21 protein-coding genes are annotated in these 25361 nt (G+C 67.0%); 9 read left to right on the top strand and 12 right to left on the bottom strand.

Annotated features, from left to right (window positions below; all coding sequences use genetic code 11):
* Positions 1-206 precede the first annotated feature (206 nt).
* Positions 207-2774 (bottom strand): endopeptidase La, encoded by a 2568-nt coding sequence (lon, locus tag ACFWO8_RS10495; RefSeq protein ID WP_378947431.1) that lies wholly within the window; start codon positions 2772-2774, stop codon positions 207-209.
* Between the two features lie 187 nt (positions 2775-2961).
* Between lon and ACFWO8_RS10490 the strand changes: the two genes are divergently transcribed.
* Positions 2962-3369, top strand: coding sequence for a YciI family protein (locus tag ACFWO8_RS10490; RefSeq protein WP_378947427.1), 408 nt, complete (start codon positions 2962-2964; stop codon positions 3367-3369).
* A complete protein-coding gene (locus tag ACFWO8_RS10485; RefSeq protein ID WP_378947424.1) occupies positions 3366-4514 on the top strand; it encodes an RNA polymerase sigma factor in 1149 nt (382 codons plus the stop codon). The genes ACFWO8_RS10490 and ACFWO8_RS10485 overlap by 4 nt, the downstream gene beginning before the upstream one ends.
* Before the next feature lie 6 nt (positions 4515-4520).
* Here ACFWO8_RS10485 and ACFWO8_RS10480 read toward each other — a convergent pair whose 3' ends face one another.
* From ACFWO8_RS10480 to ACFWO8_RS10465, 4 genes are all read right to left on the bottom strand, one after another.
* The gene (locus tag ACFWO8_RS10480; RefSeq protein WP_378947419.1) at positions 4521-5615 is read right to left on the bottom strand and encodes an oxygenase MpaB family protein; all 1095 of its coding nucleotides are present in this window, start codon (positions 5613-5615) and stop codon (positions 4521-4523) included.
* 167 nt (positions 5616-5782) lie between these two features.
* Positions 5783-6856 (bottom strand): DUF3068 domain-containing protein, encoded by a 1074-nt coding sequence (locus ACFWO8_RS10475; RefSeq protein WP_378947416.1) that lies wholly within the window; start codon positions 6854-6856, stop codon positions 5783-5785.
* Positions 6853-7023 carry a DUF2613 domain-containing protein gene (locus tag ACFWO8_RS10470; RefSeq protein ID WP_378947413.1) on the bottom strand — a complete coding sequence of 57 codons (171 nt, stop codon included), beginning with the start codon at positions 7021-7023 and terminating at the stop codon, positions 6853-6855. Before ACFWO8_RS10470 ends, ACFWO8_RS10475 begins: the two co-directional genes overlap by 4 nt.
* Before the next feature lie 30 nt (positions 7024-7053).
* On the bottom strand, positions 7054-7833 hold the full coding sequence (locus tag ACFWO8_RS10465; RefSeq protein WP_378947410.1) for a hypothetical protein: 780 nt from the start codon (positions 7831-7833) through the stop codon (positions 7054-7056).
* 83 nt (positions 7834-7916) lie between these two features.
* Between ACFWO8_RS10465 and ACFWO8_RS10460 the strand changes: the two genes are divergently transcribed.
* Positions 7917-8534, top strand: coding sequence for a TetR/AcrR family transcriptional regulator (locus ACFWO8_RS10460; protein WP_378947407.1), 618 nt, complete (start codon positions 7917-7919; stop codon positions 8532-8534).
* A 315-nt stretch (positions 8535-8849) separates the two neighbouring features.
* Here ACFWO8_RS10460 and ACFWO8_RS10455 read toward each other — a convergent pair whose 3' ends face one another.
* The 4 genes from ACFWO8_RS10455 to ACFWO8_RS10440 all read right to left on the bottom strand — a co-directional run bounded on the left by ACFWO8_RS10455 (position 8850) and on the right by ACFWO8_RS10440 (position 16246).
* Positions 8850-10598 carry a serine/threonine protein kinase gene (locus tag ACFWO8_RS10455; RefSeq protein WP_378947404.1) on the bottom strand — a complete coding sequence of 583 codons (1749 nt, stop codon included), beginning with the start codon at positions 10596-10598 and terminating at the stop codon, positions 8850-8852.
* Between the two features lie 19 nt (positions 10599-10617).
* Positions 10618-13455 (bottom strand): hypothetical protein, encoded by a 2838-nt coding sequence (locus ACFWO8_RS10450; protein WP_378947401.1) that lies wholly within the window; start codon positions 13453-13455, stop codon positions 10618-10620.
* Complete coding sequence (locus ACFWO8_RS10445; protein WP_378947398.1) at positions 13455-15251, bottom strand: HSP90 family protein; 1797 nt, start codon at positions 15249-15251, stop codon at positions 13455-13457. The genes ACFWO8_RS10450 and ACFWO8_RS10445 overlap by 1 nt, the downstream gene beginning before the upstream one ends.
* 119 nt (positions 15252-15370) lie before the next feature.
* On the bottom strand, positions 15371-16246 hold the full coding sequence (locus ACFWO8_RS10440) for a 3-hydroxyacyl-CoA dehydrogenase family protein (protein ID WP_378947395.1): 876 nt from the start codon (positions 16244-16246) through the stop codon (positions 15371-15373).
* 199 nt (positions 16247-16445) lie between these two features.
* Between ACFWO8_RS10440 and ACFWO8_RS10435 the strand changes: the two genes are divergently transcribed.
* The 6 genes from ACFWO8_RS10435 to ACFWO8_RS10410 all read left to right on the top strand — a co-directional run bounded on the left by ACFWO8_RS10435 (position 16446) and on the right by ACFWO8_RS10410 (position 22111).
* The gene (locus tag ACFWO8_RS10435; RefSeq protein WP_378947391.1) at positions 16446-17801 is read left to right on the top strand and encodes a hypothetical protein; all 1356 of its coding nucleotides are present in this window, start codon (positions 16446-16448) and stop codon (positions 17799-17801) included.
* A 153-nt stretch (positions 17802-17954) separates the two neighbouring features.
* Positions 17955-18746, top strand: a complete 792-nt coding sequence (locus ACFWO8_RS10430; protein ID WP_378947388.1) for a TIGR03084 family metal-binding protein — start codon at positions 17955-17957, stop codon at positions 18744-18746.
* 334 nt (positions 18747-19080) lie between these two features.
* The gene (locus ACFWO8_RS10425; protein ID WP_378947385.1) at positions 19081-19758 is read left to right on the top strand and encodes a hypothetical protein; all 678 of its coding nucleotides are present in this window, start codon (positions 19081-19083) and stop codon (positions 19756-19758) included.
* Positions 19755-20972 carry an L-2-hydroxyglutarate oxidase gene (lhgO, locus tag ACFWO8_RS10420; protein WP_378947382.1) on the top strand — a complete coding sequence of 406 codons (1218 nt, stop codon included), beginning with the start codon at positions 19755-19757 and terminating at the stop codon, positions 20970-20972. The genes ACFWO8_RS10425 and lhgO overlap by 4 nt, the downstream gene beginning before the upstream one ends.
* Before the next feature lie 70 nt (positions 20973-21042).
* Positions 21043-21516: an SRPBCC family protein gene (locus ACFWO8_RS10415; protein ID WP_378947377.1), complete on the top strand. Its 474-nt coding sequence runs from the start codon at positions 21043-21045 to the stop codon at positions 21514-21516.
* Between the two features lie 10 nt (positions 21517-21526).
* Positions 21527-22111 carry a ribonuclease H gene (locus tag ACFWO8_RS10410; protein WP_378947374.1) on the top strand — a complete coding sequence of 195 codons (585 nt, stop codon included), beginning with the start codon at positions 21527-21529 and terminating at the stop codon, positions 22109-22111.
* Between the two features lie 89 nt (positions 22112-22200).
* Here the strand turns inward: ACFWO8_RS10410 and ACFWO8_RS10405 are convergent, their stop codons facing one another.
* The 3 genes from ACFWO8_RS10405 to ACFWO8_RS10395 form a co-directional block, all read right to left on the bottom strand.
* A complete protein-coding gene (locus ACFWO8_RS10405) occupies positions 22201-22962 on the bottom strand; it encodes a hypothetical protein (protein ID WP_378947369.1) in 762 nt (253 codons plus the stop codon).
* A 129-nt stretch (positions 22963-23091) separates the two neighbouring features.
* Entirely contained in the window at positions 23092-24270 is a 1179-nt protein-coding gene (locus ACFWO8_RS10400) for an MlaD family protein (RefSeq protein ID WP_378947366.1), read from the bottom strand.
* Positions 24267-25355, bottom strand: coding sequence for an MCE family protein (locus tag ACFWO8_RS10395; RefSeq protein WP_378947363.1), 1089 nt, complete (start codon positions 25353-25355; stop codon positions 24267-24269). The genes ACFWO8_RS10400 and ACFWO8_RS10395 overlap by 4 nt, the downstream gene beginning before the upstream one ends.
* Between the last annotated feature and the right edge of the window lie 6 nt (positions 25356-25361).

Below are 25361 nucleotides of genomic sequence, written 5' to 3'. Positions count from 1 at the left end.
TCGCCCCCTCCAACGAGGAAGACGCGGACGTCGAATTCGACGACGATGCCGAATTCGACGACGACCAGGACAACTACGACACCGACCAACTGGCCGTCATCACCGTCGACGGGCCGGTACTACCGCCGACCGTCAGCCGCTAGACCGGCGATCCCGCGCTACGACGAACGGGCCGCGCTCGGTGCGCGGCCCGTTCCCGGTACCTGTCAGGCGCTGACGGCGAAGGTCTTGCTGTCGGCGGCGGGTTCGGCGATGGGTTCGATGGCGTAAGCCAGGATGTCTGCCACGTCACCGACGGGGCGGACTTCCAGGGCAGCCAGGACCTCGGCCGGGACCTCGTCCAGATCTGGTTCGTTGCGGGCCGGGATGAAGACGGTCTTCAGGCCGGCTCGCTGGGCGGCGAGGAGCTTCTGTTTCACGCCGCCGATCGGCAGGACGCTGCCGTTGAGGGTGACCTCGCCGGTCATGCCGACATCGCCGCGGACCGGGCGGCCGAGCGCCAGCGAGACCAGGGCGGTGACCATGGTGACGCCTGCCGAGGGGCCGTCCTTGGGGACTGCGCCCGCGGGGAAGTGGATGTGGATATTGCGGTCAAGGACCTTGGGTTCGATGCCGATTTCCTCCAGGTGCGAGCGCACGTAGGTGAGGGCGATCTGGGCGGACTCCTTCATGACGTCGCCGAGTTGGCCGGTGAGCGTGAGGGAGCGCTCACCCTCGGCGCCGTTGGCCTCGATGTAGAGGACATCGCCGCCTGCTCCGGTTACCGCGAGGCCCGTAGCCACACCGGGGACGGAGGTGCGTTCCATCGAGTCCGGGGTGAAGCGGGGGCGGCCGAGGTAGTCGGCGAGGTTGTCGATGTCGACGGTCAAGTTCGTCACCTGACCGGCCGGTTGTGGGCCGGACTCGATGTCGATGACGTTGTCGTACCCGAGTTCCGGGTCGTAGCCGAGCACCGCACCCTCGCCGAGCGAGCCGTTGTCGACCAGCGCCGTGTCCTTGTCGAGCGCCGCAGCGTTGCCGAGCTCAGCGCCGTTGCCGAGCCCAGCAGCGCTGCCCAGCCCGGCGCCGTTGCCGGGCGCAGCATCCTTGTCGACACGGGCGGAGTCGCCCGCCACCAGGCGAGTTGCCGCCTTACGCAAGGCTTTTGCCACCAGGCGCTCCATCTGACGAACCCCGGCCTCGCGGGTGTAGTTGGCGGCGATCTCGCGCAGTGCCGCGTCGGTGATCGAAACCTCTTCCGCGGTCAGCGCATTGCGTTCCAGCTGGCGGGGGACCAGGAAGTCGCGGGCGATGGCCACCTTGTCGGCCTCGGTGTAACCGTCGACGGTGATGAGCTCCATGCGGTCGAGCAGGGGACCGGGGATGGTGTCCATGACATTGGCGGTCGCGATGAACAGCACATTCGACAGATCGAGGTCCAGGTCGAGGTAGTGGTCGCGGAAGGTGTGGTTCTGCGCGGGGTCGAGGACCTCGAGCAATGCCGCCGCCGGATCACCACGGAAGTCGGAACCGACCTTATCGATCTCGTCCAGCAGGACAACGGGATTCATCGAACCCGCCTCCTTCACCGCGCGCACGATCCGGCCCGGCAACGCGCCGACGTAGGTGCGGCGGTGGCCACGGATCTCGGCCTCGTCGCGCACGCCGCCGAGGGCGACGCGAACGAACTTGCGGCCCAAAGCCTTTGCGACCGACTCACCCAGCGAGGTTTTACCGACACCAGGCGGACCGACTAGTACGAGCACCGCACCGGAACCGCGTCCACCGACGACCTCGAGACCACGCGCGGCCCGACGCGAACGCACGGCCAGGTACTCGACCATGCGGTCCTTCACCTCGTCGAGACCGTGATGATCGGCGTCGAGCACCGCGCGAGCGGCCGAAACATCGGTGCTGTCTTCGGTTTTCACCGACCACGGCAGATCGAGCACGGTGTCGAGCCAGGTGCGGATCCAGCCCGATTCCGGGCTCTGATCGCTGGCGCGCTCCAACCGGCCGACCTCGCGCAGCGCCTCGGCGCGGACGTTCTCTGGCAGGTCAGCGTTCTCCACGCGGGTGCGGTAATCGTCGGCACCGTCGGGTTCGTCCTCGCCGAGTTCCTTGCGAATGGCGTTGAGCTGCTGGCGCAGCAGGAACTCGCGCTGGCTCTTCTCCATGCCGTCGCGGACGTCTTCGGAGATCTTGTCGGTGACCTCGACCTCGGCGATGTGGTCTTTGATCCACTCGAGCTGACGGGTCAGCCGCACGACGACGTCGGGGGTCTCGAGCAGCTCGCGCTTCTGCTCATCGGACAGGTACGGCGCGTAGCCCGCGGTGTCGGCGATGGCCTCCACGTCGTCGAGCTGGTTGACGATGTCGATGATCTGCCAGGCCTCGCGCCGCTGCAGGACGGCGACGACCAGCTTCTTGTACTCGGCGGCGAGTTCGGTGGTGTGCTGGTCGGGTTCGACCGACTCGACGAGTTCGGCCTCCACCCACAGCGCGGCGCCGGGCCCGGTGACCCCGTGCCCGATCCGCGCCCTGCGCTCGGCCTTCAACACGGCCGCCGGCGCGCCACCGCGCATCCGGCCGACCTGTTCGATGGTGGCGACGACGCCGTAGGACGCGTACCCCTCGTCGAGGCGCGGCGCGACCAGCACCGAGCCGGTTTTGGCGGCCTGCGCGGCGTCGATGGCGGCCTGCGCGGATTCGTCCAGTTCGATGGGCACGACCATGCCCGGCAGCACGATCGGATCGGTCAGGAACAGCACCGGCAGGTTCTGAGCTGAAGTCATGTCGACCCTTCCAAAGTTGAGCTTTGTTGACTCAACATGGACCCCCCACTGTTTGTTCCTGCAGGTAGCGCCGTTCACTCACGGCGAAAAAATTCTCCGAAATTCTTTCGCCGCGGATGTCGAGAACGCGCGAACGGCTCCGTCCCAGGGGTACAACCCACGAAGAACACGAACCGAGGAGAACATCATGGCCAAGTACCTGCTGCTCAAGCACTACCGTGGCGCGCCCGCATCGGTCAACGACGCGCCGATGGATCAGTGGACGCCGGATGAGGTGTCCGCGCATGTGCAGTACATGGTGGATTTCGCCGATCGACTGCGCTCGACCGGCGAGTTCGTCGACGGTCAGGCACTGTCCACCCAGGGCACGTGGGTCCGCTCGGACGGCGAGGGGCGCCCGCCGGTCACCGACGGGCCGTTCGCGGAGACCAAGGACCTGATCGCCGGGTGGATGGTCATCGACGTCGAGACCTATGACCGGGCGCTCGAACTGGCCGGGGAGCTGTCGGCGGCACCAGGCGCAGGGGGCAAGCCGGTGCAGGAATGGCTCGAACTGCGGCCGTTCTACGCGGAATTGCCCACGGTGACCGAATGAACGACGCGCTACTGCGCGAACTCGTCCCCGCGGTGATCGCGATTCTCGTCCGCCGCGGGGCCGAGTTCGCCGCGGCCGAGGACGCGGTGCAGGAGGCGCTGATCCGAGCGCTGGAAACCTGGCCCGAGGATCCACCGCGCGATGCGAAGGGCTGGCTCGTCTCCGTCGCCTGGCGAAGGTTCATCGATGCGGCACGGGCCGAAACATCCAGGCGAGGCAGGGAATTCGCCGTCGATGCCGAGCCCGAAGCCGGCCCCGTACCCGCCATGGACGACACCCTGTGGCTGTATTTCCTGTGCGCGCACCCCTCGCTGTCTCCCGGCTCGGCGGTCGCGTTGACGTTGCGCGCGGTCGGCGGCCTGACGACCCGGCAGATAGCGACGGCGTACCTTGTTCCGGAATCGACTATGGCGCAACGGATCAGCCGAGCCAAGAAGCGCATCACCGGCTTACCGCTCGATCGGCCCAGCGAGCCGACGACCGTGCTGCGCGTGCTCTATCTCGTCTTCAACGAGGGCTACAGCGGTGACGTAGACCTGGCCGCCGAAGCCATCCGGCTCACCCGCCAGCTCGCCGCCTGGACCGACGAACCCGAGGTGTCGGGGCTGCTCGCGCTGATGCTGTTGCACCACGCTCGCCGTGCGTCGCGCACCGAGGACGGTCGTCTGGTACCGCTCGCGAAACAAGACCGCTCCCGGTGGGACACAACACTTATCGCCGAAGGGGTGACGATCCTGCAGGCCGCGCTGACTCGCGACCGGCTGGGCGAATACCAGGCCCAAGCCGCGATCGCCGCCCTGCACGCAGACGCCCCGAGCACCGCCGAAACGGACTGGATACAGATCGTGGAGTGGTACGACGAACTACTGCGACTCACCGACAGCCCGATCGTGCGCCTCAACCGCGCGGTCGCGGTCGGCGAGGCCGACGGCCCCCGAGCCGGCCTGGCCGCACTGGCCGACCTGGACCCAGAACTGCCTCGCCACACCGCATCCCGCGCCTACCTACTCGAACGCGCGGGCGACCTCGAGCAGGCTGCCACCCTGTACGCCGAGGCGTCACACGCCGCCACCACCGTGCCAGAGCGCGACCACCTCACCCGCGAGGCGGCCCGAGTACGGCAATCCCATCAGGGCTCCAGATAGTCGCCCTCACCCACGCGCGATGGGAATCATGCCGCCGATGTGTTCCTGCGACTCGATCAGACCCTCGTCCGAAGGCTTGGCGCCTGCCTCGAAAACGCGCTGGTGCTGCTTGGCGCGCAGATCCTGGTGGGCCTGCTCCGGAATGTCGTAGCCGTAGCGGGCCTGGGCCTCGCGCGGAGTCATGGTGGTCTGCTCGACGGCGGGGATGCCGAGGGCGACCGGCGCGAGCACCGCGGTGGTCGTGGGCGCCATCAACCCGATGAACCAGAACTTCAGGGCCGGAACACGGTCGAGCAGGGTGTGCAGCACCGTCAGCGGGGCATTGATCGCCATGTCGGTGCCGCGGCCCTGGGTCAGGCCGAACATCTTTCGCACGTAGGCGGGGTAGGTCGAGATAACACCCTTGCGCAGCAGCCAGATGACGGGCGCCATGGCCAGCCGGGTCCGGCGCGGCAGGTCCGGCGGCAGCGCCACGTCGAGCTGAAGGATGTAGTCGACCATGTCCTGAGCATCCTCGGAGGCGGCCAGGCGCGGACGCCACGACTCGAAGAACTCGATCACCTCAGCGCGCGAACGCGGGACGGTGGCCGGGTCGATCGTCTGGAGCTCGGCGGCCAGCGCGCAGTCGGCCCAGAACTGGTTCTCCTCGGCCTCGCTCAACCGGCCGGGACCGAACTTCTCGTAGCAGTACAGGATCGAGTGCCACGCGGTGACATGGATCCACAGTTGCGAGTCGGGCCGGTTCGCGTCGTAGGTGCCGCCGGTGACCGGGTCGTTGCCGATTGCCTTGGTGTGGATCTTCACCAGCACATCGGCCGCCTTGGCGGTTGGCTCGGTGGCGCCGAACGCCACGAGCGCGAAGTAGTGGATGGTGCGTGCGTATCGCGTATGGGTGCGGGTACGAACGCCGCCGGACTGCACCACAGCGGCGGCGAGATTGGGGTCGAGGTGCTCGATGGTGACCGCCCGTGCGAACCCGAGGACATAGGAGGTCGGGTAGCTCCACACCTTCCACGTCACCGACCCGGGCCCGAAGAATCCGTTGTCGGCTGGGGCCTCGAACTGATTGGCGATCTGATCCCGAGATTTGATGCCGAACATGAGCCAGCTCCGTCCTACAACGATGTAGATTCTGCCCCCTTAGTGTAACTCCAAGTTGCAGGAAGGGCACCGACTCCACGCATCGATGTTTCGAAGACCTGCCCGGAAAACAGCTCGGCCTCCCCGGGTTGAGGACCGGGGAGGCCGAGTGCGTTGGGACAGTTGGTCTACAGGTTCGAGGAACGAATCCGCTCCGTCGGGGGATCGAACGGGCGGCCCGAGGTGGAGCCGGCGCTCATGAATCCCAGGACAGCGCCGCCGATCAGGAAGAGAGCGGCGAGGATGCCCAGGATGATCGGCAGGGTCTTGCCGAACAGGTCGAGCTTGTCGAGGCTCTCCTGAGTGATAGCGAGCTGGGCCTCGATGGTCTCTTCGTCGAAGACGAGGTTCGACTTCAGCACAGAGACGTCGACCTGCTCGGCGCTACGGCCGTAGTACATGTGGATCTTCTCGCCACCCTTGAGGACCGCGCCGGTCCTCGGCTCCACCCACACGTCGCGGGTGTTGGTGTAGAAGCGGGTCATGGTGACCGGCTCGGTGCCCTCGAGGCCCCACTTGGCGGCGGGCAGGGCGAGCTGATAGGACGGGTGCTTGACGACGTCCCACATGTTCGTCACCGGGATGTCCTGGCGGAAGTGGTAGACCGGCACGCCGTTGATCTCCGACTCCTCGATGAAATCGATGTCGTAGGTGGCGCGGGCGTTGAGGTCGAAGTACGGGTACGACTTCTTCTCGGTGCCGATCGGGAAGCGGTACTGCAGGCCGCGCCGCTGCGACTCGGTGGGGATCGCGGCGCCCGACTTGGGATCCTGAGCCACGGCGATCGAACCGTTGGGCGAGGCGTCGATCGGCTCGCCGGTGACGCGGTCGATGGTGACGCGGTCGACCGAGGCGGTGAGCAGGCCTTCCTTGGGATCCATGTCGGCGCGAAGCAGGGTCTGGCCGGCCTGGATGGTCATCTCATCGGCGTCCGAGGGCTCTTCGACCGTCAGGAAACGCTGCGAAACGAGCGGCACATTGGTGTTCACCGTGGCCGAGCCCTCGGGCGAGGTGAGCGACTTCGCGTCGAGCACAAGGCTTTCCTCGCCGGGCACGCTCTTGGCGATGGTGGTGACGCGCAGATCGAGCGGGGTCTTGCCGACCTTGCCGACCGTGTAGGTGGGGATCATGATGGCGGCCGCGAGCAGCAGCGCGCCGAGACCGACGAGGATGCAGGCGATGAGCCTGCGCACGTTGCTCATCGCGAGCCGTACTGCACGTCGCCGAGCAGCGACGAGCCCGGGTCACCGGACTCCTCGGGCGCCGGGATCGAATTCTGTTGCGCGCCCGCGGTGATGCCGAGTACGGCAATCACCCCGAGGACCGCGCCGGTCAGGCCGCTGACCAGGCCGGGGACGACAAACTTCATAGATCGAACTCCAATTGCGTGGTGCGAGACTCAGCCGACAGTGAAGAACCCGAGGGTCGGGGCGAACGAGCAGGTGCGGTCACCATCGGCGGTGGCCGTGGTGAGCGAACCGGTGATCACGGCAGCGACCCGGCCGGGACCGGTGTCGGCGATAGCGGTGAGGGTGGCCGGGCCGTCGGCGTTGATACCCGCCTCCGTGGTGAGCGGCTGGGTGCCGGTGCGGCGGTTGTCGAGGTTGACCCACTGCACCGTCATCGGCGGATTCTGCACGACCGTAGCGGTTTTCGTGCCGAGCGCGGTGAAGACGAAGCCGGTCTGGCCCGCGGCCGGTCCGGGCGGCGGCAGCTCGGCGGGGCCGGGTACGGCCAGCGCGGTGCCGACGGAATCCGACGTCGGGCCGATGCAGCCCTTGCCGATGGTCGGGTACAGGAACTGCGCGATGCGCGGACCGTCCGAAGGCGGCAGTTCGGGACCGCCGCCGCCACTGCCGTCGAGGAAGGTGATGACCTTTTCGAGGGTGGCCTTGACCTGCGCGGGGATGCCGGGCGTGGCCAGCAGCACACGAGCCTGGGCCAGGATCGCGGCCTGTCCGCTGTCGGCGATGGGGGCGGGAGCGGAGATGGCGCCTACGATCGTCGGTGCCAGCGCGGCCAGCGTCCCGGAGGGGACGTTCTCCGCGATGGCGGGGACACTCGGCTGCGTCGCGGCGGACTGCGGGGCAGCCATCACCTGCGTGGGTGCCACGAGTGCCGCACCCGCCGCTAGTACGAGGGCGGACAATGCGGTCCGCGATGCTCGGGTGCTCAGCACTGGTCGGCCGTCCTTTGTTCGGTGGATAGATGAAGCGACCCGAAAAGGTACATGTTATTTCGGGTTTCGGATACTTTGGAGAGGTGACTACAGCGGACAGGCGGTATGGGGGTCGTACGGTCGTCGCGCGAAAAGCCGAGCGACGACTGCGATTCCTGGAAGCAGCGACGCGAATTTTCGCGGAACGCGGGTACGCCACGTGCTCGCTCGCCGAGGTGTGCGCGGCGGCCGGGCTGTCCAAGCGGCAGTTCTACGAGGAGTTCGAGACCCGCGAAGACGTGCTGGTAGCGGCCTACGACCGGATCCAGGACGACGCGGCGGCCGCGGTGGGCACCGCGCTGATCGCGCTCGGCTCGACCGATCCACAGCTCGCGCTGCGGGCTGGTTTCGGCGCCTACCTGGAGTCGCTCGGCTCGGACCCCTATCGCGCGCAGGTGGCGCTGATCGAGGTCGTCGGAGTGAGCGATCGGATGGAGAACCATCGCCGGACTCGCAGGCACGCCTGGTCGGCGCTGATCGAGGGGGGCTTGGAGCAGGTCGGCGTGCGGTTGCGTGGCGATGCCGAGCTGACCACCGGGTTGATCACGGGCGCGGTCAACGGCGTGGCGCACGAGTGGCTGCTGCGCGAGTCGCGCCCGCCCGTCGACGAGCTGGTCGATCTGCTCACCGGCGCGGCCCTGGCGCTGGTCACTTTCGACTGACATCAGGGCAGCCTTCGGGAGGGTGGCAACCACGCGCACCTGCCGCCTGCTCAATCGACTCCCTTTCCCGACATTGTGAGACCGATCGGCTTCACAGTGTGGGCGAGAGTTTGACATATTAGTGACCCAGATCGCAATGCGAGAATTTCTGAGACCGGTGTCACCTGGGGTGATGCGGTATCGGCGGCCATTCCCCAGTTCCTCTCCACGGGCTGACGCGGGCGATCAATCCTGGACAAATGACCGGCTGCGTCCGTACCAGGGTAACCATAGGCAATCCGGCGGCAACCTGTTCCAGTTCGGTCGGAGTGCATGTCAGCCTTTACGCAGGGAGCCGGCGATGGTGCCACCGAGGTAGCCGGGAGTTCGATAGGCGAGCGTGCCGTCGGATTGCAGGGTGACCGTCGAGGTGGCGCCCTGGTCGATGCAGCCGCTCCCCGCGGTGAGCCTGGCTCGGAAGGTGAGGTGGTTGGTGGTGGCCTCGGTCAGGGTTTCCGCACGGTCGCAGCGGTCGCGGGAGAAGGTGCCGGTATTGGCGGAGGTAGCGACTTCCTGACCGACGGCGCCGGGGGTGATGGTGAGCTCGATGTCGAACTGGACGGGGCCGTCGTTGGCACGCCCCTGCCACGTGCCGACGAACTCCGACGGGACCGTCGCGCTGGCGGGAGCCTCGGTGGTCGAGGTGGTGGCGGAGGGGACGGTGGCCGAGTCGGTTCCGGCGAGAGTGGTCGTCGCAGTGGACTCCGTGCCCAGTTGGGTGCCGATGAGATAGGCACCGCAGGCCACCGCCACCGCGACCGTCGCGGATGCGGCGATCAGGAGGGTGCGGGTGCGCCGCGATGCGCCGGCGGGCTGCGGGCGGCCGGTGGACGCGGGCTTGTGCGCGACCACAAAGGGCGGCGGAGTGAACTCGCTGCCCATCGCGGCGGAATTCTGTCCCGCGTGGGTGGCGACTTGCCAGGGCAGCTCGGTGGGACCGGGGGTGAATCCGCCGGACTGTATATAGGGACTCGGCACCGATCCACTGGCCGCGGTCGGCCGGCTCGGTGTCGAGGAGCCGGTCCGAGCGGTTTGCGTCGGGCTCGTGCTGGGCAGGTTCGGTGCCGAGACGGCTGTCGACCAGCCTGGTGCTGAGGTAACCGCAGCGTCGGGATACGAGGCACCGGGCGGGTCGGCGGGGCCGGAATCCAGATCGAGCAGGCGGACGGCACCGGCACTGATGTGCGCGACTACTTGTGGTGGTAGCCAACCGGAGCGTTCGGGAGCACCGATGCTCGCCAGCTCCGAAAGGACTTGTTGCGGTGTCGGTCTGGCGGCAGGATCCTTGGCCAGGCAGGAGGAGACGAGTGGTCGCAGGGACGGGGGGATGGCCTCGATGCGGGGTTCCTCGTAGACGATGCGCCACAGCATCTGCATGACCTCGGCGGTGCCGAAGGGGCCGTGGCCCGCGGCGGCGAAGGTGAGGACGCCGCCGAGAGCGAAGACATCGCATGCGGGACTCAGGGTTTCGCCGCTCACCTGCTCGGGGCACATGAAACCCGGTGAACCGAGGAACTTTCCGGTGGTGGTGAGTGCGGAATCCGCGATCACTCGGGCGATGCCGAAATCGATCACCTTCGGTCCGTCGATCGCGAGCATCACGTTCGACGGCTTCAGGTCGCGGTGCACGATGCCTGCCGCGTGCACCGCGACGAGCGCTTCGGCGAGCCCGTACGCCAACGCTGACAGCGCGGGCTCGCCGAACGGTCCGAACTCGGTCACCGCGTCCGTCAACGAGATCCCGGCGACGTAACCGGTGGCCAGCCACGGCGCTTCGGCATCGACATCGGCGTCGAGAACCGGCGCGGTGAACGCACCGCCGACGCGCTGGGCGGCCGCGACCTCCCGACGGAACCTCGCGCGAAACTCACGATCGATCAGATCGGGGCGGATCACCTTCACCGCGACGGTGCGCCCACCCGGATTCCGGCCCAGATACACCTTGCCCATGCCCCCGGCACCGAGGACGCCCAGCAGTCGGTAGTCGCCGATCCGCCGAGGATCGTTCGGGTCGAGCGGTCGCATCGCGGGTGGTTCCTTCGGATCAGGTGAGCTGAGCTCGGGTTTCGGCCAGTAGCTCCGACAGCATCGGTCCGGCGGCGTGATCGTCGGCCAGTTCGGCGACGGCCTCGGCGAGGATCTTCTCGGCGTCGGCGGGGCGGTTCAGCTCGATCAGGAGGACGGCGCGCTCGTAGTCGGCCCGGGTGGCCTGGTCGGTGGCATCGATGGCGCGGAAGCCGTCGGCAGCGGCGTCGGCGCGCGGGAGAGCGTCGGCGGGGCGTTCGGCTCGACGCAGGATTCGGGCGGCGTTGTGGTTGTGCCGGGCTGTGTGCCAGGTCAGCAGTTCTGGGTCGGGGTCGGTGGCGGCGAGCTGCGTGATCGCGTCGTCGGCTACCGCGATGGCGGCTACCGCGGCGGCGGTGTCGCCGGTCCAGTGCAGCGACAGCGCGGCGCTGTAGCGGCAGTAGGTGACGCGAATCGGGTCATCACCGAATTTCTCGGCGGCCTCGGCGGCCAGCGCGTAGCGCTCGGCGGCCTCGGCGTCGCGATCGAGTCGGTCCAGCAGATCGGCGGTTTCGGCGAGGGCATAGGCCTCGCCGCCGAAATTTCCGGTGGCGCGGTCGAATTCGATGATCTCGTCGAGAACGGTGAGAGCCTGTTCGTCCTCGTCGAGCTCGCGGTGCAGATCGACCAGCAGGAAGCGGCAGCTCTGGGCCTGCGCTCCGGCACCGGCGCGTTCCAAACCAGCGATCGCCTCTTCGGCCTGTTCTGCGGCGTCGAGGAATTGGCCGTTGGCGCGGTAGGCGACGGCCAGATCCCACTGCACGTACGGCACCTGCGCACTGCCCGCCGCAGTGGCGATCGCGATCGCGGTCAACAGCTCGCTGACCGCCTCCTCCTCTCTGTTCAGGTGGATGAGCAAGGACCCGCGCCTGGCGTGCAGAACAATCCGCAGGCCCTCGGGGAGGTCGGCGTCAGCCTGGCCCACCGCCTCATCGATCATCGTCAGCGCCGCTGCCGCATCGCCTGCGTCGCTGTGAATTCCGGCGAGGTACTGGGCCGTGTCGGCCAACCGCCACCCACGACCGGCCCGTCGATACGCCGCGACGGCTGCCTCTCCGGCGGTCACGGCTTCGGCGAATTCAGCGTTGTTCTGGTGCAGATACATTCGGTGCCTCGCGGCATCGCCGAGCAGGGCGTCGTCGCCCGCTTCGGCGGCGTCGACCGCGGCCCGATCGAGCAAGGCCGGCAGCTCGGCCGCGTCGTCATCCAACAGCAGGCCGCGATCGAGCAGTGCGAACAATCCGCCGGAAAGGTGCAGCGTCGCAGTAGCTCTGATGTGCGGATCGGCGGACTTCGCCAGGTGCGACACAGAATCACGCAGCAGGCCAAGGGCTTCCGTCGCGTCACCATGCCTGCAGAACAAAAGGCCGAGGCGACTTAGATCCGTCTGGCGGCGATCTTCCTCGCCTGCCGCGGCGAAATACTCTGCCGCCCGGCGCAAGAGCGACTCGGCACGATCGTGATCGGTCGCCAGCAAGGCGGCTCCCGCCAGGACGGAGGCGTGTCGACCCGCCAGGCCCGGATCCGTCGGCTCCGGCTCGGACTCCAGCCGCTGCGCCAAGGCTCGCAGCTCGGCCAGCGCGTGCTGCTTGTTCGCGTGCTCGGCGCGTTCGATCAGTTCGGTGGTGGTGAGCTCGGGGATCTCGACGACCGTCATGGTCGGACCCGGCTCGACCGGCACCCAGTGCGCGGTGGCCGCGGACAAGGGCAAGTAGTCGACGATCGGCCGGCTCGTCAGCTTCGCCTCGACCAGCGCGGTCTGGTGATCGGTGCCGTTGCGCTGGTCGAAGCGGGCGGCGATGGCGAGTGCTTCGTCAGTGAGCTCTGCTCGCAGTGCGCGCGCGGTGGATTCGGCGGCGGGGCGGTCGGCGTCGGCCGGGCGGCGGATCGCGGTATCGCCGTTACCGGTGTCTACGAGGGTGCGCAGGAGTAGCGCCGCGGAGCCGAGGAAGGTGAGCGCGTCTCTCGGGCTCGGTGCGCGATCGAGCCAGGAGAAGTGACGATCCAGCAGTTCCAGGCCGCGCACCTGATTGCCCGACAGCGCGCAGAACTCCAGGTGGTCGCCGATCGCGGCGAGGTCTTGGGGTTTGGTGCGTAGGACACGGTAGGAGCGGCGATGCGCGCTGCGCGCCTCATCGAGTTGCCCGGTGCGCAGGTAGGGCAGCAGTAGTGCGGTCAGGATCAGCTGCGGTTGCTCGGAACAGCCGAGTTCACCAGCGAGGACCGGGGCGGCCAGCTCGACGGCTTCGATGTCGCGGCCCTGGCTCGCCAGCCAGGCGACGCGGTTGGTCGGATCGCAGCCTTCGCAGTCGGAATTCTCGTCACGCGGTGTGGTGCACCATCTTTCGTACCACTCGGTGGCAGCGGCGAGGTCGCCGACGTGGACGGCCACGCGGTGCCTGCGGCCGTAGACCGCGTTCAGGCTCTGCCCCTCGACCCGGTAGCGCCGTTCCATCTGATCGAGGGCGGCCAGCGCCCGATCCATCGGCACCTCCGGGAATTTCGTCATCGCGCCCACCGCGGTCTTGAACTTCCACCGCAGCGAGGGCGCCACCCACGACTCATGGGTGCCGGGGTCGCGATCGTATTCGGCCAGGCAACGGGCGAACGGCACGAACAACTTGGCCGGGCTCATCCCGTGGCCGTACGCGTCGACCATCGCCATCCGAACGTGGAACGCGAGCGCGGTGTGCGCACCCGCCTCCGCATGCCGCAGAACCTGTTCCAGCAGTGCGTCTTTAGCGTCGCCGTAGGGCATGTCGTACGCCTGGAAGAGCAGCCTTTGCAGGTCGTCGGGCGTGTTGGCGGCGTCCGGCATCAGAGCTCTCCCCGCGGATCGTGAACCGCCCAGTCGAGCAACCCGACAAACGATTTGTTCAGCAGCGCGGTGTCGACCGGCCGCATCGGATGCTGACCGAGCAGCAGCGCCTGGCTGTAGAGGGCCTCGACCGCCGTCGTCACCAAGCGGGCATCGGCGAGCCCGGTGATACGGCGTACCAACGGGTTCCGGTAGTTGAGTACCAGCTGCGGACGGTCGCCGGCCTGGTCGGTATCGAAAGCGCCGAGAACGTCGGCCCACAGTTCGTCGGCGACCTCGCGGGTGGCGCGCAGTTCGGCGCGGTGCTGGGCGTCGCGGTCGAGCAGATACAGCGCGGCCAGCGACGGCGGATCGAAAGTACGCAGCACGACTTCGCATTCCAGGCGGTCGAGCACGCGCTGGGCGGTGCTCAGGAATGGACGAAGCGCGAGCTCGGTGGCCGGATCGACGAGGTCGAAATGGGTGGCCAGTTCGGCGGGATCCAAACGGAGCACCCGAATTTCGGGATCGATCGCGGGCAGGCGCTCGAGAATGTCGGTGATGTAGGAGTAGCCGCCGTTCACCAGGCCGATGCCCGCGGCGCTCGCCACCGCGGCGAGCTGGCGGAACTCCTCCACCGACGGGGTGTAGCGCACGGCGCCGAAGCGGCGGCGGAATTCGGCGAGCGGGATCTGGCCCGCGTTGGTTTCCACCGGCAGCCAGCGGTCGACCAGGCGCAGCATGTCGTCGTCGTGCAGGGCGAGGGCCTTCACGCCGAGATCATGGATGCGCAGGAAGCGGTGCAGCGCGGACGGATCGGAGGTGGACAGTTCCACCAGCCAGTCCCTGATCCGGTTGCCGAGCGCTTCCCTCGTGCTCTCCAGCAGGTCGTCCTCGTAGAGGGCTTCGCGGCTCGCGGTGGGGCGCAGCTCGGTGGTGTCGACCACGCAGCGGACGAAGAATGCCCATTCCGGCAGCAGTCCGGTGACGCTCTCCGCCAATAGCATTCGCTTCAGATACACCCGATGCCCGGCCTTGGCCGCCGGGTTGACCGGCTGCGGAAGCACGAAAGCCACACCGGTGACGCCGGATTCGGCACAGGCGAGATCGAAGGTGGCGAACGGGGTGAACCCGAAGGTGTCCTCGGCGTACGCGGCGAGCGCGTTCGTGCGATCCGAAGGAGTGGGATGGGTTGCGCGCCAAGGTACTTCCGGCTCGGTGATCGACTGTCCGTCGACGGTGACCTCGAAGGGCAGCAGGCTACCGAACAGCCGCGCCAGTTCGACCACGGTCGTCGGCGTGAGCCACTGCTCGGCGCCGCGGCGGGGTGCGAGGATCACGGTGGTGCCGGGTTCGTCGCGTTCGGATGCGGCAGGCTCGACGCGGTAGCGGCCGTCGGCGAAACCGGTCCAGCGCACGGTCGCGCCACCGCGTGCCGACCGGGTGAGAACCTGGGCCTCATCGGCGACCAGGAAGCACGACAGCAGGCCGATGCCGAACTGGCCGAGGAACTCGTGCCGGGCGAAGCCGAGATCGTCGCGCTTGCCGCTGCGGCCGATGGTGGCGAGGAAGGTGTGCACTTCGGCTTCGGTCAGGCCGACACCGCTGTCATGGACGCGGATGGTGCCGTCACCGGTGCTCGCGGGTGTCTCGATCCGCACCTGCGCGCGAGCCTGCGGGTCGATGGCGCGGCGGGCGGTGATCGCGTCGACCGCGTTCTGCAGCAACTCGCGGACGTAGACCCGTGGACTGCCGTACAGGTGATGACTGAGCAGGTCGACGATGCCGCGTAAGTCGACCTGGAATACCTGCTCCACCGGGTTCCCTCCCCAAAACACTGACCACCTGCCTGGTCACTGTAACTGGATCTCCGCCGGCTGGCGCCGCAGTTCGCGGGCACTCGACTCCAAGGCCGAAAGGCGGCGCGTTTCAGGGCTCAGCCCTGACCCGGCCCCTGGTAGTCGTCATAGAATCCCTCGCCGGTCTTCACCCCGAGCTTGCCCGCGTCGACATATTTCCGCAGCAGCTCGACCGGGCCCTTCGGCAGGTTCGGGTTCTCCTGCTCGTAGTGCTGCTCGATATCGAGCACCACATCCAGACCCACCTGGTCCATCATCCGGAACGGACCCGCCTCGGTGCCGAAATTCCGCGAGAACATCTCATCGATGTCAGTCGGTGTCGATACACCCTCGTAGACCACCTCGAGCGACTCGCGCTTGATGGCGGCCCAGATGCGGTTGAAGATGAAGCCGGTCGATTCCTTACGCACCAGGAACGGGTGCAGGCCGTACTCCGGGAAGGTCTTCATGACGAAGTCGAGGGTTTCCTCGGACGTGTTGCCGTCCGACATCACGTCGAGCGCCGTCGACTGCGGCGGCATGTAGAAGTGGGTGTTGAGCATCCGGTCGTTGGTCTTCAGGCCCTCGGTGAACAACCGGCTCGCGTACGACGACGAGTTCGAGGCGACGATCGCGTCGGCGTCGGTGTCATTGTCGAGCTGGGCGAAGACCTTCTTCTTCAGATCGAGGACCTCAGGGACTGCCTCGACCACCAGCCACGCGCCCTTCACACCGATGGCTTGGTCGGGCACATACTCGGCGGTGCCCAACGTGCCGTTCGGCACCGTGGCGGCCACCTCGGGCAGCTGATTCTCCACGAAGCCAACGGCCGCGTTGCCGACCTCGCCGTTGGGATCGATGATGCGGACCTCGCCACCCCTGGTGGCGAACATCAGCGCGATACGTCTGCCCAACGTGCCACCGCCGAGCACAGCGACCGGACGCTCGAAGTGATTTTTCGGAACAATGCTCACAGCGACTCCCTTTGCACAGGCGACGGGGAAGAATTCGGTGACGCATACAACAGCCTTGCCAGCGTAGCGCCGACGGCGGATCACCAGGCCCCCGGACGCCCCGACTTGCGTTGACACCCCGTCACGACCGGGCAGAATATGGTTGCCTTATCCTCACGTTCTGCACATTCTTCGCGCGTCAGCACTAGGGGGCTCCTCGATGACCACACTGGCCTCCGGACTGTTCATCGACTGGGAACAGCTGACGGGGCAGTCGAAATTCGTCGTCGAGCTGGTCAGTTTTCCGATCTTCAGCGCGCTCGCAGGCTGGCTCACCAACTGGACCGGCGTGCTGATGCTGTTCTGGCCGTTGTACTTCAAGGGCTTCCGCGTTCCGCTGCTGCACGTGCTGTATCCCTATCTACCGCGACGCGTCCAGGTGCTGCCGACGTTCTCCGGCGACGGGCGCATGCTCGGCTTCCAGGGCTTCATCCCGGCACGCGCGGAGAAGATGGCGAGCATCTGCGTCGACTCGGCGCTGCTGCGGATCGGCAGCCCGCGCGACTTCATCCACGAACTCGACCTCGACGGGATCGGCGACTATCTCGCCGAACGGGCGCGCGACCAGGTGCAGCCGATCGTCGACGAGATCATGTACCGGGAAAATCCCGACCTGTGGCGCTCGCTCCCTCGGCAGGTGAAACAGGCCGTCTACCAGCGGGTGGACCGGAACTTACCCTCGCTGTGCCGGCGCGCGTTCGAGAGCCTGGGCGACAATATCGACCAACTGCTCGACGTGAAGAACTTCGTGATCAGGTACCTGGAGAAGAACCCGGCCATCCTCAAGGACCTGACCACCACCATCGCCGCGCCCGAGCTCAAGTTCATGGCGCGAATCGGCCTGCTCGGTGCGCCGTTCGGCCTGATCCTGGCGCTGTACCTGCACGTGCACTCGCAGATTCCCTACTTCGGCGCGATTCCGGCCTGGGTGATCGTGCTGTTCTCCTCGGCGATGATCGGTGTGACGGTGAACGTCATCGCGATCAAGATGGTGTTCGAACCCGGCGACCCGCAGCCGCGCTACAAATATCTGTGGCGCCAGGCGCTGCTGGCCAAGCGTCAGCCCCAGGCCGCCACCGACCTCGCGCATATCCTGGCCTACCAGGTACTCACCGTGGAGAACCTGTCCATCGAGCTCTTGGAAGGACCGAACGGGGACAAGACCCGCCAGCTCATCGAACGGGTGGTGGCGGAGGAGATCCACAAGCAACTCGGTGCGACCGCGTTCATGGTGCGAGCCGCGCTGGGCAAGAAGCAGTTCGAGAATCTGGCGGTCTCGGGCGCCGGTGCCGGGCTGGTTTCGGCGCGCACGATGATCTCCGACCAGCAGTTCGTGCTGGAACAGGCGAAGAAGATCGACGACTTCGCCGCGCGCAAGCTACGGACACTCACGCCCGGCGAGTTCATGGAGATGTTCTACGCGTCGGTTGAACAGGACGCGTGGTTGCTGTACCTGCACGGTGGGGCGCTCGGTATCGGCGTGGGCGCACTCCACCTACTGACCTTCGGCTGGTAGCAGTATCTTTTCGCGCTGGCGCGCGGTTCTCGGCCTATTAACCTCAAGAACAAATAACAAGCACGCGTGCTTGCATTTTTTGACGGTCGCTGCGACTCTTGGTGACGACGGCGCACCGCTACCGGGTCGCGCCATGATCGGCAAGGGAACTCCATGGCTGACCTCGCAGCGCTGCTCGACGATTTCGCCGCCGAATGCGCGGATCTGGAAAACCTGGTCGCACCGCTGACCCCCGAGCAGTGGAAGACGCCGACGCCCGCGCCACGCTGGGATATCGCCACCCAGATCGCCCACCTGACCTGGACCGACGAGGTATCGGTGATCGCCGCGACCGACGGCGATGCCTTCACCGCGTTCCTCACCGAGGCCGCGTCGCGGGCATTCACCCTCGTCGACGACGGTGCCGAGGAAATCGCTCAGACACCCCCCGCCGACCTGCTGGTGCGCTGGCGCGCAGGCCGCGAGCAGCTCATCGCCGGACTGGCCGCCGTCCCCGCGGGCACCAAACTGCCGTGGTTCGGCCCGCCGATGAGCGCCGCGTCGATGATCTCGGCCCGCATCATGGAAACCTGGGCCCACGGCCAAGACGTCGCCGACGCGCTCGGCGTCACCCGCGTCCCCACGGCCCGCCTGCGCACCGTCGCCCACATCAGCGTCCGCGCCAGGAACTACGCCTACCTGGTCAACGGCGAATCCGGCCCCGCCGAGGAATTCCGCGTAGAACTCACCGCCCCCGACGGCACCCCCTGGACCTGGGGCCCCGAAGACGCTCCCCAGCGCGTCACCGGCCCCGCCATCGACTTCTGCCTGGTAGCCACCCAACGCCGCCACCGCGAAGACACCGCCCTGACAACCACGGGCCCCGACGCCGACCACTGGCTCGCCATCGCCCAAGCCTTCGCAGGCCCGCCCGGCTCCGGCCGCACAGTGGGCCAGTTCGCCTGAGCCGGGGGTACGAACAGGCGAGCGTCAGTCTCAGAGCGCCATTCGTGCCGACTGCCCCGGACTTCATTGGCCGGGGTTGACCGCCGTGGCAGTCGTGAATGACGCTCGCCTGCTCCCTTCAGGTACCCGCTGGGCGGTGTGAGAAACACTTACCCATGCGAAAACCCGCCCCGACTAGGAGTGATACAGCATCGTTTCGGATGTGGCTCTGATCTCACGACGGTGGAGCGGTTACTGTGCGGCCTACCACGTAACGTGGAAACAGCACGTGGCTTTCAACGATGCGGGCCCGTTCAACTCGGGTATACCCACAGCCACAGGAGGGAACCGCATCGTGACCGCACATCGACCCGCTCAGCTCGTGCGCCTGTCCGCGATCGTCTTCTCCGGCGCCGCCAGCCTATGCCTCACCGTGGCCGCGGGCGCCTACATCGTCAATCACATGCCACCGCCGCCCGCGCGGGAATACGCGGGACCGGTCGCGACGCCGAACCCCGGCCTGCACCGGCCCTTCTCGGTCGAGGACTCCGCCCCACGCGCCTACGGCGTCGAGTTGGCGATGTCCTCCGGGCCGACGCTGGCCACCGAGCGCTCGGCATCCGCCGCCACGCGCACGCCGATCACCACGCTGCAGTCCGGAGTCGGTGTGCGACCGGGCAATTCGCCGCTGGCCGGGCGGGTGGGGATCGGCGGCACCTATGTCGGCGCGCAGGTGGCACCGCCGCGCAACGAAGGCTTGGCGTTCACCGTCGACACGAACCTCGTGACGGTGGCGGCGAAATACCTCGGCCTGACCGTGGATCCGGCCGCGGTGACCGCACTGCACACCGAGTTCGACGCGCGCCGTGGAGAATTGGTGTTCGTGCTGTCGGACCCCGGCCTCGGCAACCACACGCTGCGGGTCGAGGGAGCACCGTCGGACACCGAGACTCCGGCACCGGCCGAGGTCGATAATGAAGCCGAGGCACCGCGGTCGTCCACCGAGGAACTGCCGACTACCGTCGGCGTGTGACTCCTCGCGACACCCCCAGCGGTGCGTACGACTTCTGTGTGGTCGGCGGCGGCATCGTCGGCGTGGCCACCGCGCATCGACTGCTGACCGAGTATCCCGAGGCGAGCCTGGTACTCATCGAGAAGGAAGCCTCGCTCGGCACCCATCAGACCGGGCACAACAGCGGCGTCATCCATTCCGGGATCTATTACCCCCCGGACAGTTTGAAGGCACGGCTGTGCCGGGCCGGTGCCGAGTGGACCAAGGAATTCGCCGCGGCCCATGATATTCCGTTCCGCGAATGCGGAAAGTTGCTGGTAGCCACCGATTCCGCGGAACACGAACGAATGCTCGCGCTGTACGAGCGCTCGATCGCCAACGGCGTGGAGGTCGAGGCGATCGACGCGGCCGAGCTGCGGCGACGCGAACCCCGGATCACCGGTGTCGGCGCACTGTTCGTGCCCGCCACCGGCATCATCGATTACACGAAGATCACCGCCGCACTCGCCGCTCAGGTCGAGGCGATGGGCGGGGAGATCCTGCTCGACACCCCTGTCGACGCGATCACCGAGAACGTCTCAGCTGTCACGGTTTCGGGCCCGACGGGCTCGGTCACCGCGGGCACGCTGATCGTCTGCGCGGGTTTGCAAGCCGACCGGATGGCACGAAAGGCAGGGATACACACCGACTTTCGCATCGTCCCGTTCCGTGGGGAGTACTATCGGCTCCCCGCCGAACGGTCGGATCTGGTGCGCACGCTGATCTACCCGGTGCCCGACCCCGCGCTGCCGTTCCTCGGCGTTCACCTCAGTCCCACCATCGACGGCGAACTCACCGTCGGCCCGAACGCGGTGCTCGGACTGTCGAGAGAGGGTTACCGCAAGGGCAGCGTGAACCGGCGGGACGCTATCGACGTGCTGAGCTTCGCCGGCGTGCGGCGGGTGGCCCGCGACCACCTCGCCACCGGGGTGCGCGAGCTCCGTAATTCGGTGTTCAAGCGCGGCTATCTCGCCGAATGCCGCAAATACTGCCCCGAACTCACCACCGGCGACCTGCTACCGCACCGGGCGGGCATCAGGGCCCAGGCGGTGCTGCGCGACGGGACGCTGGTGCACGATTTCCTCATCGAACGCACGCCGCGCTCGATCCATGTGCTCAACGCACCCTCCCCGGCCGCCACGTCGGCGATGCCGATCGCGGAATACCTGGTCGAACAACTCTATTCCGCCAATTAAATAGGAGATTTGTAGTACTTTTGACTCCTGTACGCGTTGGGTGACAACCCATCCGGAGCAGGGAGGGCCGATGGGCCACATCAGGTTTGCGTGTGACGTCGGCGCACCGGTCGACGCCGCCTTCGCCTACGCCGAGGATTTCCGCCACGGGCCGCAGTGGATGTTCGGTGTCACCGGTGTCGAGCCGCTCGGCGAGCCGGACCAGGGATTGGGCGCCGCCTTCGCGGTGAAAGTCCGGTTGTTCGGACTGATTCCGCTGCGATCATCGGTGGAGATCACCGAATACCGGCGCAATGCCGTTATCGGGTATACCCTGCGTGGGCGGGTATACGGAACCGTTACCCTGCGATTCGATCCACTCGGCTACGAACGGTCGGTGCTGACCTCCGAAGCCGACTATCCACCACCACGCGGCATGTTCGGCCGCCTGTGCCACGGCCTCGTCGACGCGGCCGCGAAATCGGCACTGCGCCGAACGGAATCGCGGTTGCGAAGGGAGATAGAGGCATTCCACGGTACCGATCTTGTCGGCCGCATCGCCTAGGGTGGCGGTCATGATCATCGTGAGCACCGACGGGTCCTGCCTGCGCAATCCCGGTGGTGCCATCGGCTGGGCATGGGTGAATCATTCCGGGCCCGCCGACAGCGGCGGCGCGGCCAGCGGCACCAACCAGATCGCCGAACTCCGCGGCGTACTGGAAGCCATCCTGGCCCACCCCGGCGCCGAACCGATGCTCATCGAGAGCGACTCCCAGTACGCCATCAAGTGCGCCTCGGAATGGATCACCAGCTGGCGACGCAACGGCTGGCGCACCTCCACCGGCGGCGCGGTGAAGAACGTGGAGATCATCAAACAGATCGACCGAGCCATCACCGGCCGCGAAGGACCGGTGCGTTTCCGCTGGGTGCGCGGTCACGTGGGCAACTACTTCAACGAACAAGCCGACAAACTGGCAGGCGAGGCCGCGCGGGCAGTCCGCGACAACCCGGCTCTCGGCCGCGAGGCGGCGCCCATCGAGCAGGAACAAGCGAGGCTTCGGCGCCGCGAACCCGTGGCGCCCGCCCTCACGAACACGGTCTCCACAGGGAAGTCGGTCGCAGAGCACGCGCCGGTGGCAGGGACTCTCACCCTGTTCTAGGTGCGGTGCGACCGGAGTGGGACCGCACAACGAAACGCCGCGGGCGATGAATCTGCCCGCGGCGTTTCGGTTTGCTCGGTTCCCGGTACTCAGTTCCCTGGTGTCGGGGCAGGGGCCGGGGCAGGCGCGGGGGCCGGAACCGCCGCACCGGGTGCCGTACCGCCCGCGGCGCCGCCGCCGTTCTTGAGCAGCGGCGAGTCCAGCTTGCTGACCAGCCACTTGTCGCCGGAACGCTCGAGGCTCATCTCGATCGCGAACATCATCCGGTCGGGCTCGGTCTGGGTGAAGTTGGTCCGGTACTGGGTCATGGTGACCATGGCCTTGACGTCGTCGGTGCTGCCCGACATGTACGCGCACTGCACGTCTTCGCCGGTCGACTTGACCTGGGCCTGCACCATGGCGCCCTTGAGCGCCTCGCTGGCATCGGTGAACTCCTTGAGGTAGTCGCCCGTGGCGCCCGCCTTCATCGACTCGATGTAGCCGTCGAGGTCCTTGGAGTAGTCGTAGTTGGCCAGGATGGCGCCGTAGTCGCAGGCGGCCTTGGTCGACTCGGCGATGGCGTCGAGCTTCTCGGCCTTGTTGTTGTTCTGCAGGAAGAACACCACACCCGCGGTGATCGCGCCGACCGCGACCACACCGGCCACACCTGCGGCGATCCAGCCCGTCGAGCTCGATGCCGCGCTCGGGGCAGCGGCCGGCGCCGGCGCCTCGGTCACGGTCTGTGCTGTGACAGTCGGCTGATCGACCTCGGGAGTCGCCGCCGCACCCTTCACGGTGTCGTCGGCCTTGGCCAGATCGGGCTTGTCTGCCGCGGCAGCATCGGACTTGCTCTGGGCATCGTCGCTGGTCATCGAATCAATCCTGCTCTTTCCCGGCGCACATATCGCACCGATTTTCCGATTGTGGTCCGTGAGCCGGGCCACACGTCTTCCCCGCGAGTATGCCCGGTCGAGCTGTGAACAGCCTGGCCGGGCATCACCTCACTTGGCGGGAATCGGCGTCCGTTCCTTCGGGTCGACACCCGGAGGCATCTGCGCGCCGTTATTGGGCACGTTCGGGCGCGGGGCGTTGGCCGAACCACGGATCTGCAGGTCGGAGGTCGGGTTGGTGCAGTAATTCCACTTCGGAATGCTGCCGTCCTGGACCTCTTCGTTGCGCCGGTACTCGGTGTCGTAGTTACACGTCGGACGTGGCCAGACGTCGAGGATGGTGTGGAATTCGCCGTCGTGCGCCGGGGCGCCGATGGACCCGAGACCCAGCGCCAGCGACGGGAACAGCAGCCGCATGGCAGGCGTACGCAACTGCGCCGCCCTGGTGATGGCCACGAAGTTGGCCGCCAGCGAACTGATCGGATCGGCCGTCGAATCCAGCACCGCGCCAAGGGTTTCGAACTGAGCGGGCGCGTTGTCGAGCACGCTCTGCAGCTCGGCGTTGGCATTGTTGAACTGCGTGAGCAGTGCACCCGAATTGCTGGTGAGCGTCTGCAGATCCGGCTGGGCGTTCGAGGTGGTCTCGGCGATCACCCGCAGGTTGGCGATGAGGTTCACCGTCTGCGGAAGCAGATTGTCCAGACCCGCGACCACCAGGCTGACGCCGTTGATCAGGCCGCGCAGCTGGTCGGGACCGGCACCGAGCGCGATGTCGAGCTCGTCGAGGATGACGCTGAACTGCTTCGGATCCACCGAGCCGATCAGCGCGCTCGTGTCGTCGAGCACGGCCCACACGGGAACCGGCGTCTGGATCTGCTCCGGGTTGAATTTGATCACCGCACCGTCACTGAGGAACGGGCCGACATCGCTGCGGGGACGGAAGTCGATGTACTGCTCACCCGCCGCCGACAGCGCCGCCACCTGGATCATGGTGTCGACCGGGATCTTGAAGTCCTTGTCGATCTGCGCCTTGGCGGCGATGGCCTCGCCGTCGTTGATCAGTTCGATCGAGGTGACCTTGCCGATCCGGAATCCGCGCATGGTCACGTCGTTGCCCGGCTGCAGACCGCCGGAGCGGTCCAGGTTGACGGTGACGTCGTACTCGGACCGCAGCGGATTGACCCGCATCACGTTGACCAGCAGGTACGTCCCGCCGAGCAACAACACGACTACCAGCGCGCAGTTCGCCAGCAAGATCTTGCTGCCCGCGAACTTCTTCAGCCTGCTCATCGGTGGCCTCCCACTCGGCCCTGAACGACCTGCAGCACCTGAATGAAGCTGCCGACGAAATCGTTCACATCTTTCATGTCCCAGAGCTTGCTGTTCGCCGGGTCGGTCAGCAGACCCACGTCGAGGTTGGTCAGCGTCGCGTACGGCGCCAGACCCTTACCCTGGAAGGTCTGGTTGGCGCCGGGCCGGATCGCGTGCAACTGGTCCATCACATAACCGAAGTCGCCGCCGGTCGCGGCCAGCGCGTTCATCAGGTTGTCGAGATTGGTGAGCAGTTCGGACAGCTGATCACCGGTGGTGTTGGAGTAGTCACCGATGGCAGCGGTGGCCGTGGCCAGCTTGGTGAGCAGATCACCGATCGCCCGGTTGTTCTCGGCGATCGCGCCGATGGCCTGGGGGAGTGTGTCGGCCACCTGGCCGAGCTGACCCTTGTTGGTCTCGATGGTGTTGGCGAGGGTGTTGAACTCGGTGAGCACCGAGTCGACCTTGGCGCTGTTGGCGTTGAGTTCGCCGATGACGCCGGTCATCTCGTAGATCAGATGCCCCAGCTCACCGCCGTGCCCGTTGAGGATCGAGCCGAGTTCGGTACCGAGCCTGCTCAAGCTGGCGACACCGCCACCGTTGAACAGCATCGACACCGAAATCAGCAGCTCTTCCACCGTGGCGCCGGCCGAGGTGGCGTCCAGCCCGAGGGTCGCGCCCGCGGGCAGGGTCTCCGCGCTGGTGATGTTCTTCGGCTGGTTCAGCGAGATGAAGACGTCACCGAGCGGGGTGGCCTGGCGCAGCTCCGCGGTACTGCCCTTCGGCAGCTTGAAATCGGTGCTGATCTCCATATCGACCAAGGCGGTGAAGTCCTTGGTCTTGATCGACGACACCACGCCGACATCAGAACCACCAACCTTCACCTTGGCCTGGTCGGGCAGGTTCAGCGCGTTGTCGAACTTCGCGTGCAGGGTGTAGGTCTCGCCGCCGGTGCCCGGCTTGGGCAGCGGCAGATCCTCTACGGTGAAGCCACAGCCGGTCGTGATCGTGACCGTGGCCAATGCGGCCGCGGAGAGCAGCGCGCGGCGGGCCTTCATCGTCATTCGCTG

The organism is Nocardia sp. NPDC058480 (assembly GCF_042720495.1).
GTDB lineage: Bacteria > Actinomycetota > Actinomycetes > Mycobacteriales > Mycobacteriaceae > Nocardia.
Note: the sequence above shows the minus strand (reverse complement) of the source record. Positions and strands in the feature narration are given on the sequence as shown.

Excerpts from the sequence above, each read along its gene's own strand:
- ACFWO8_RS10415 (WP_378947377.1), top strand. The coding sequence starts at position 21,043 with ATGGGCCACATCAGGTTTGCGTGTGACGTCGGCGCACCGGTCGACGCC.
- ACFWO8_RS10435 (WP_378947391.1), top strand. The coding sequence starts at position 16,446 with ATGACCACACTGGCCTCCGGACTGTTCATCGACTGGGAACAGCTGACG.
- ACFWO8_RS10455 (WP_378947404.1), bottom strand. The coding sequence starts at position 10,598 with ATGCGACCGCTCGACCCGAACGATCCTCGGCGGATCGGCGACTACCGA.
- ACFWO8_RS10470 (WP_378947413.1), bottom strand. The coding sequence starts at position 7,023 with ATGAAGTTTGTCGTCCCCGGCCTGGTCAGCGGCCTGACCGGCGCGGTC.
- ACFWO8_RS10395 (WP_378947363.1), bottom strand. The coding sequence starts at position 25,355 with ATGACGATGAAGGCCCGCCGCGCGCTGCTCTCCGCGGCCGCATTGGCC.
- ACFWO8_RS10450 (WP_378947401.1), bottom strand. The coding sequence starts at position 13,455 with ATGCCGGACGCCGCCAACACGCCCGACGACCTGCAAAGGCTGCTCTTC.
- ACFWO8_RS10475 (WP_378947416.1), bottom strand. The coding sequence starts at position 6,856 with ATGAGCAACGTGCGCAGGCTCATCGCCTGCATCCTCGTCGGTCTCGGC.
- ACFWO8_RS10480 (WP_378947419.1), bottom strand. The coding sequence starts at position 5,615 with ATGTTCGGCATCAAATCTCGGGATCAGATCGCCAATCAGTTCGAGGCC.
- ACFWO8_RS10485 (WP_378947424.1), top strand. The coding sequence starts at position 3,366 with ATGAACGACGCGCTACTGCGCGAACTCGTCCCCGCGGTGATCGCGATT.
- lon (WP_378947431.1), bottom strand. The coding sequence starts at position 2,774 with ATGACTTCAGCTCAGAACCTGCCGGTGCTGTTCCTGACCGATCCGATC.
- ACFWO8_RS10430 (WP_378947388.1), top strand. The coding sequence starts at position 17,955 with ATGGCTGACCTCGCAGCGCTGCTCGACGATTTCGCCGCCGAATGCGCG.
- ACFWO8_RS10490 (WP_378947427.1), top strand. The coding sequence starts at position 2,962 with ATGGCCAAGTACCTGCTGCTCAAGCACTACCGTGGCGCGCCCGCATCG.
- ACFWO8_RS10405 (WP_378947369.1), bottom strand. The coding sequence starts at position 22,962 with ATGACCAGCGACGATGCCCAGAGCAAGTCCGATGCTGCCGCGGCAGAC.
- ACFWO8_RS10400 (WP_378947366.1), bottom strand. The coding sequence starts at position 24,270 with ATGAGCAGGCTGAAGAAGTTCGCGGGCAGCAAGATCTTGCTGGCGAAC.
- ACFWO8_RS10410 (WP_378947374.1), top strand. The coding sequence starts at position 21,527 with ATGATCATCGTGAGCACCGACGGGTCCTGCCTGCGCAATCCCGGTGGT.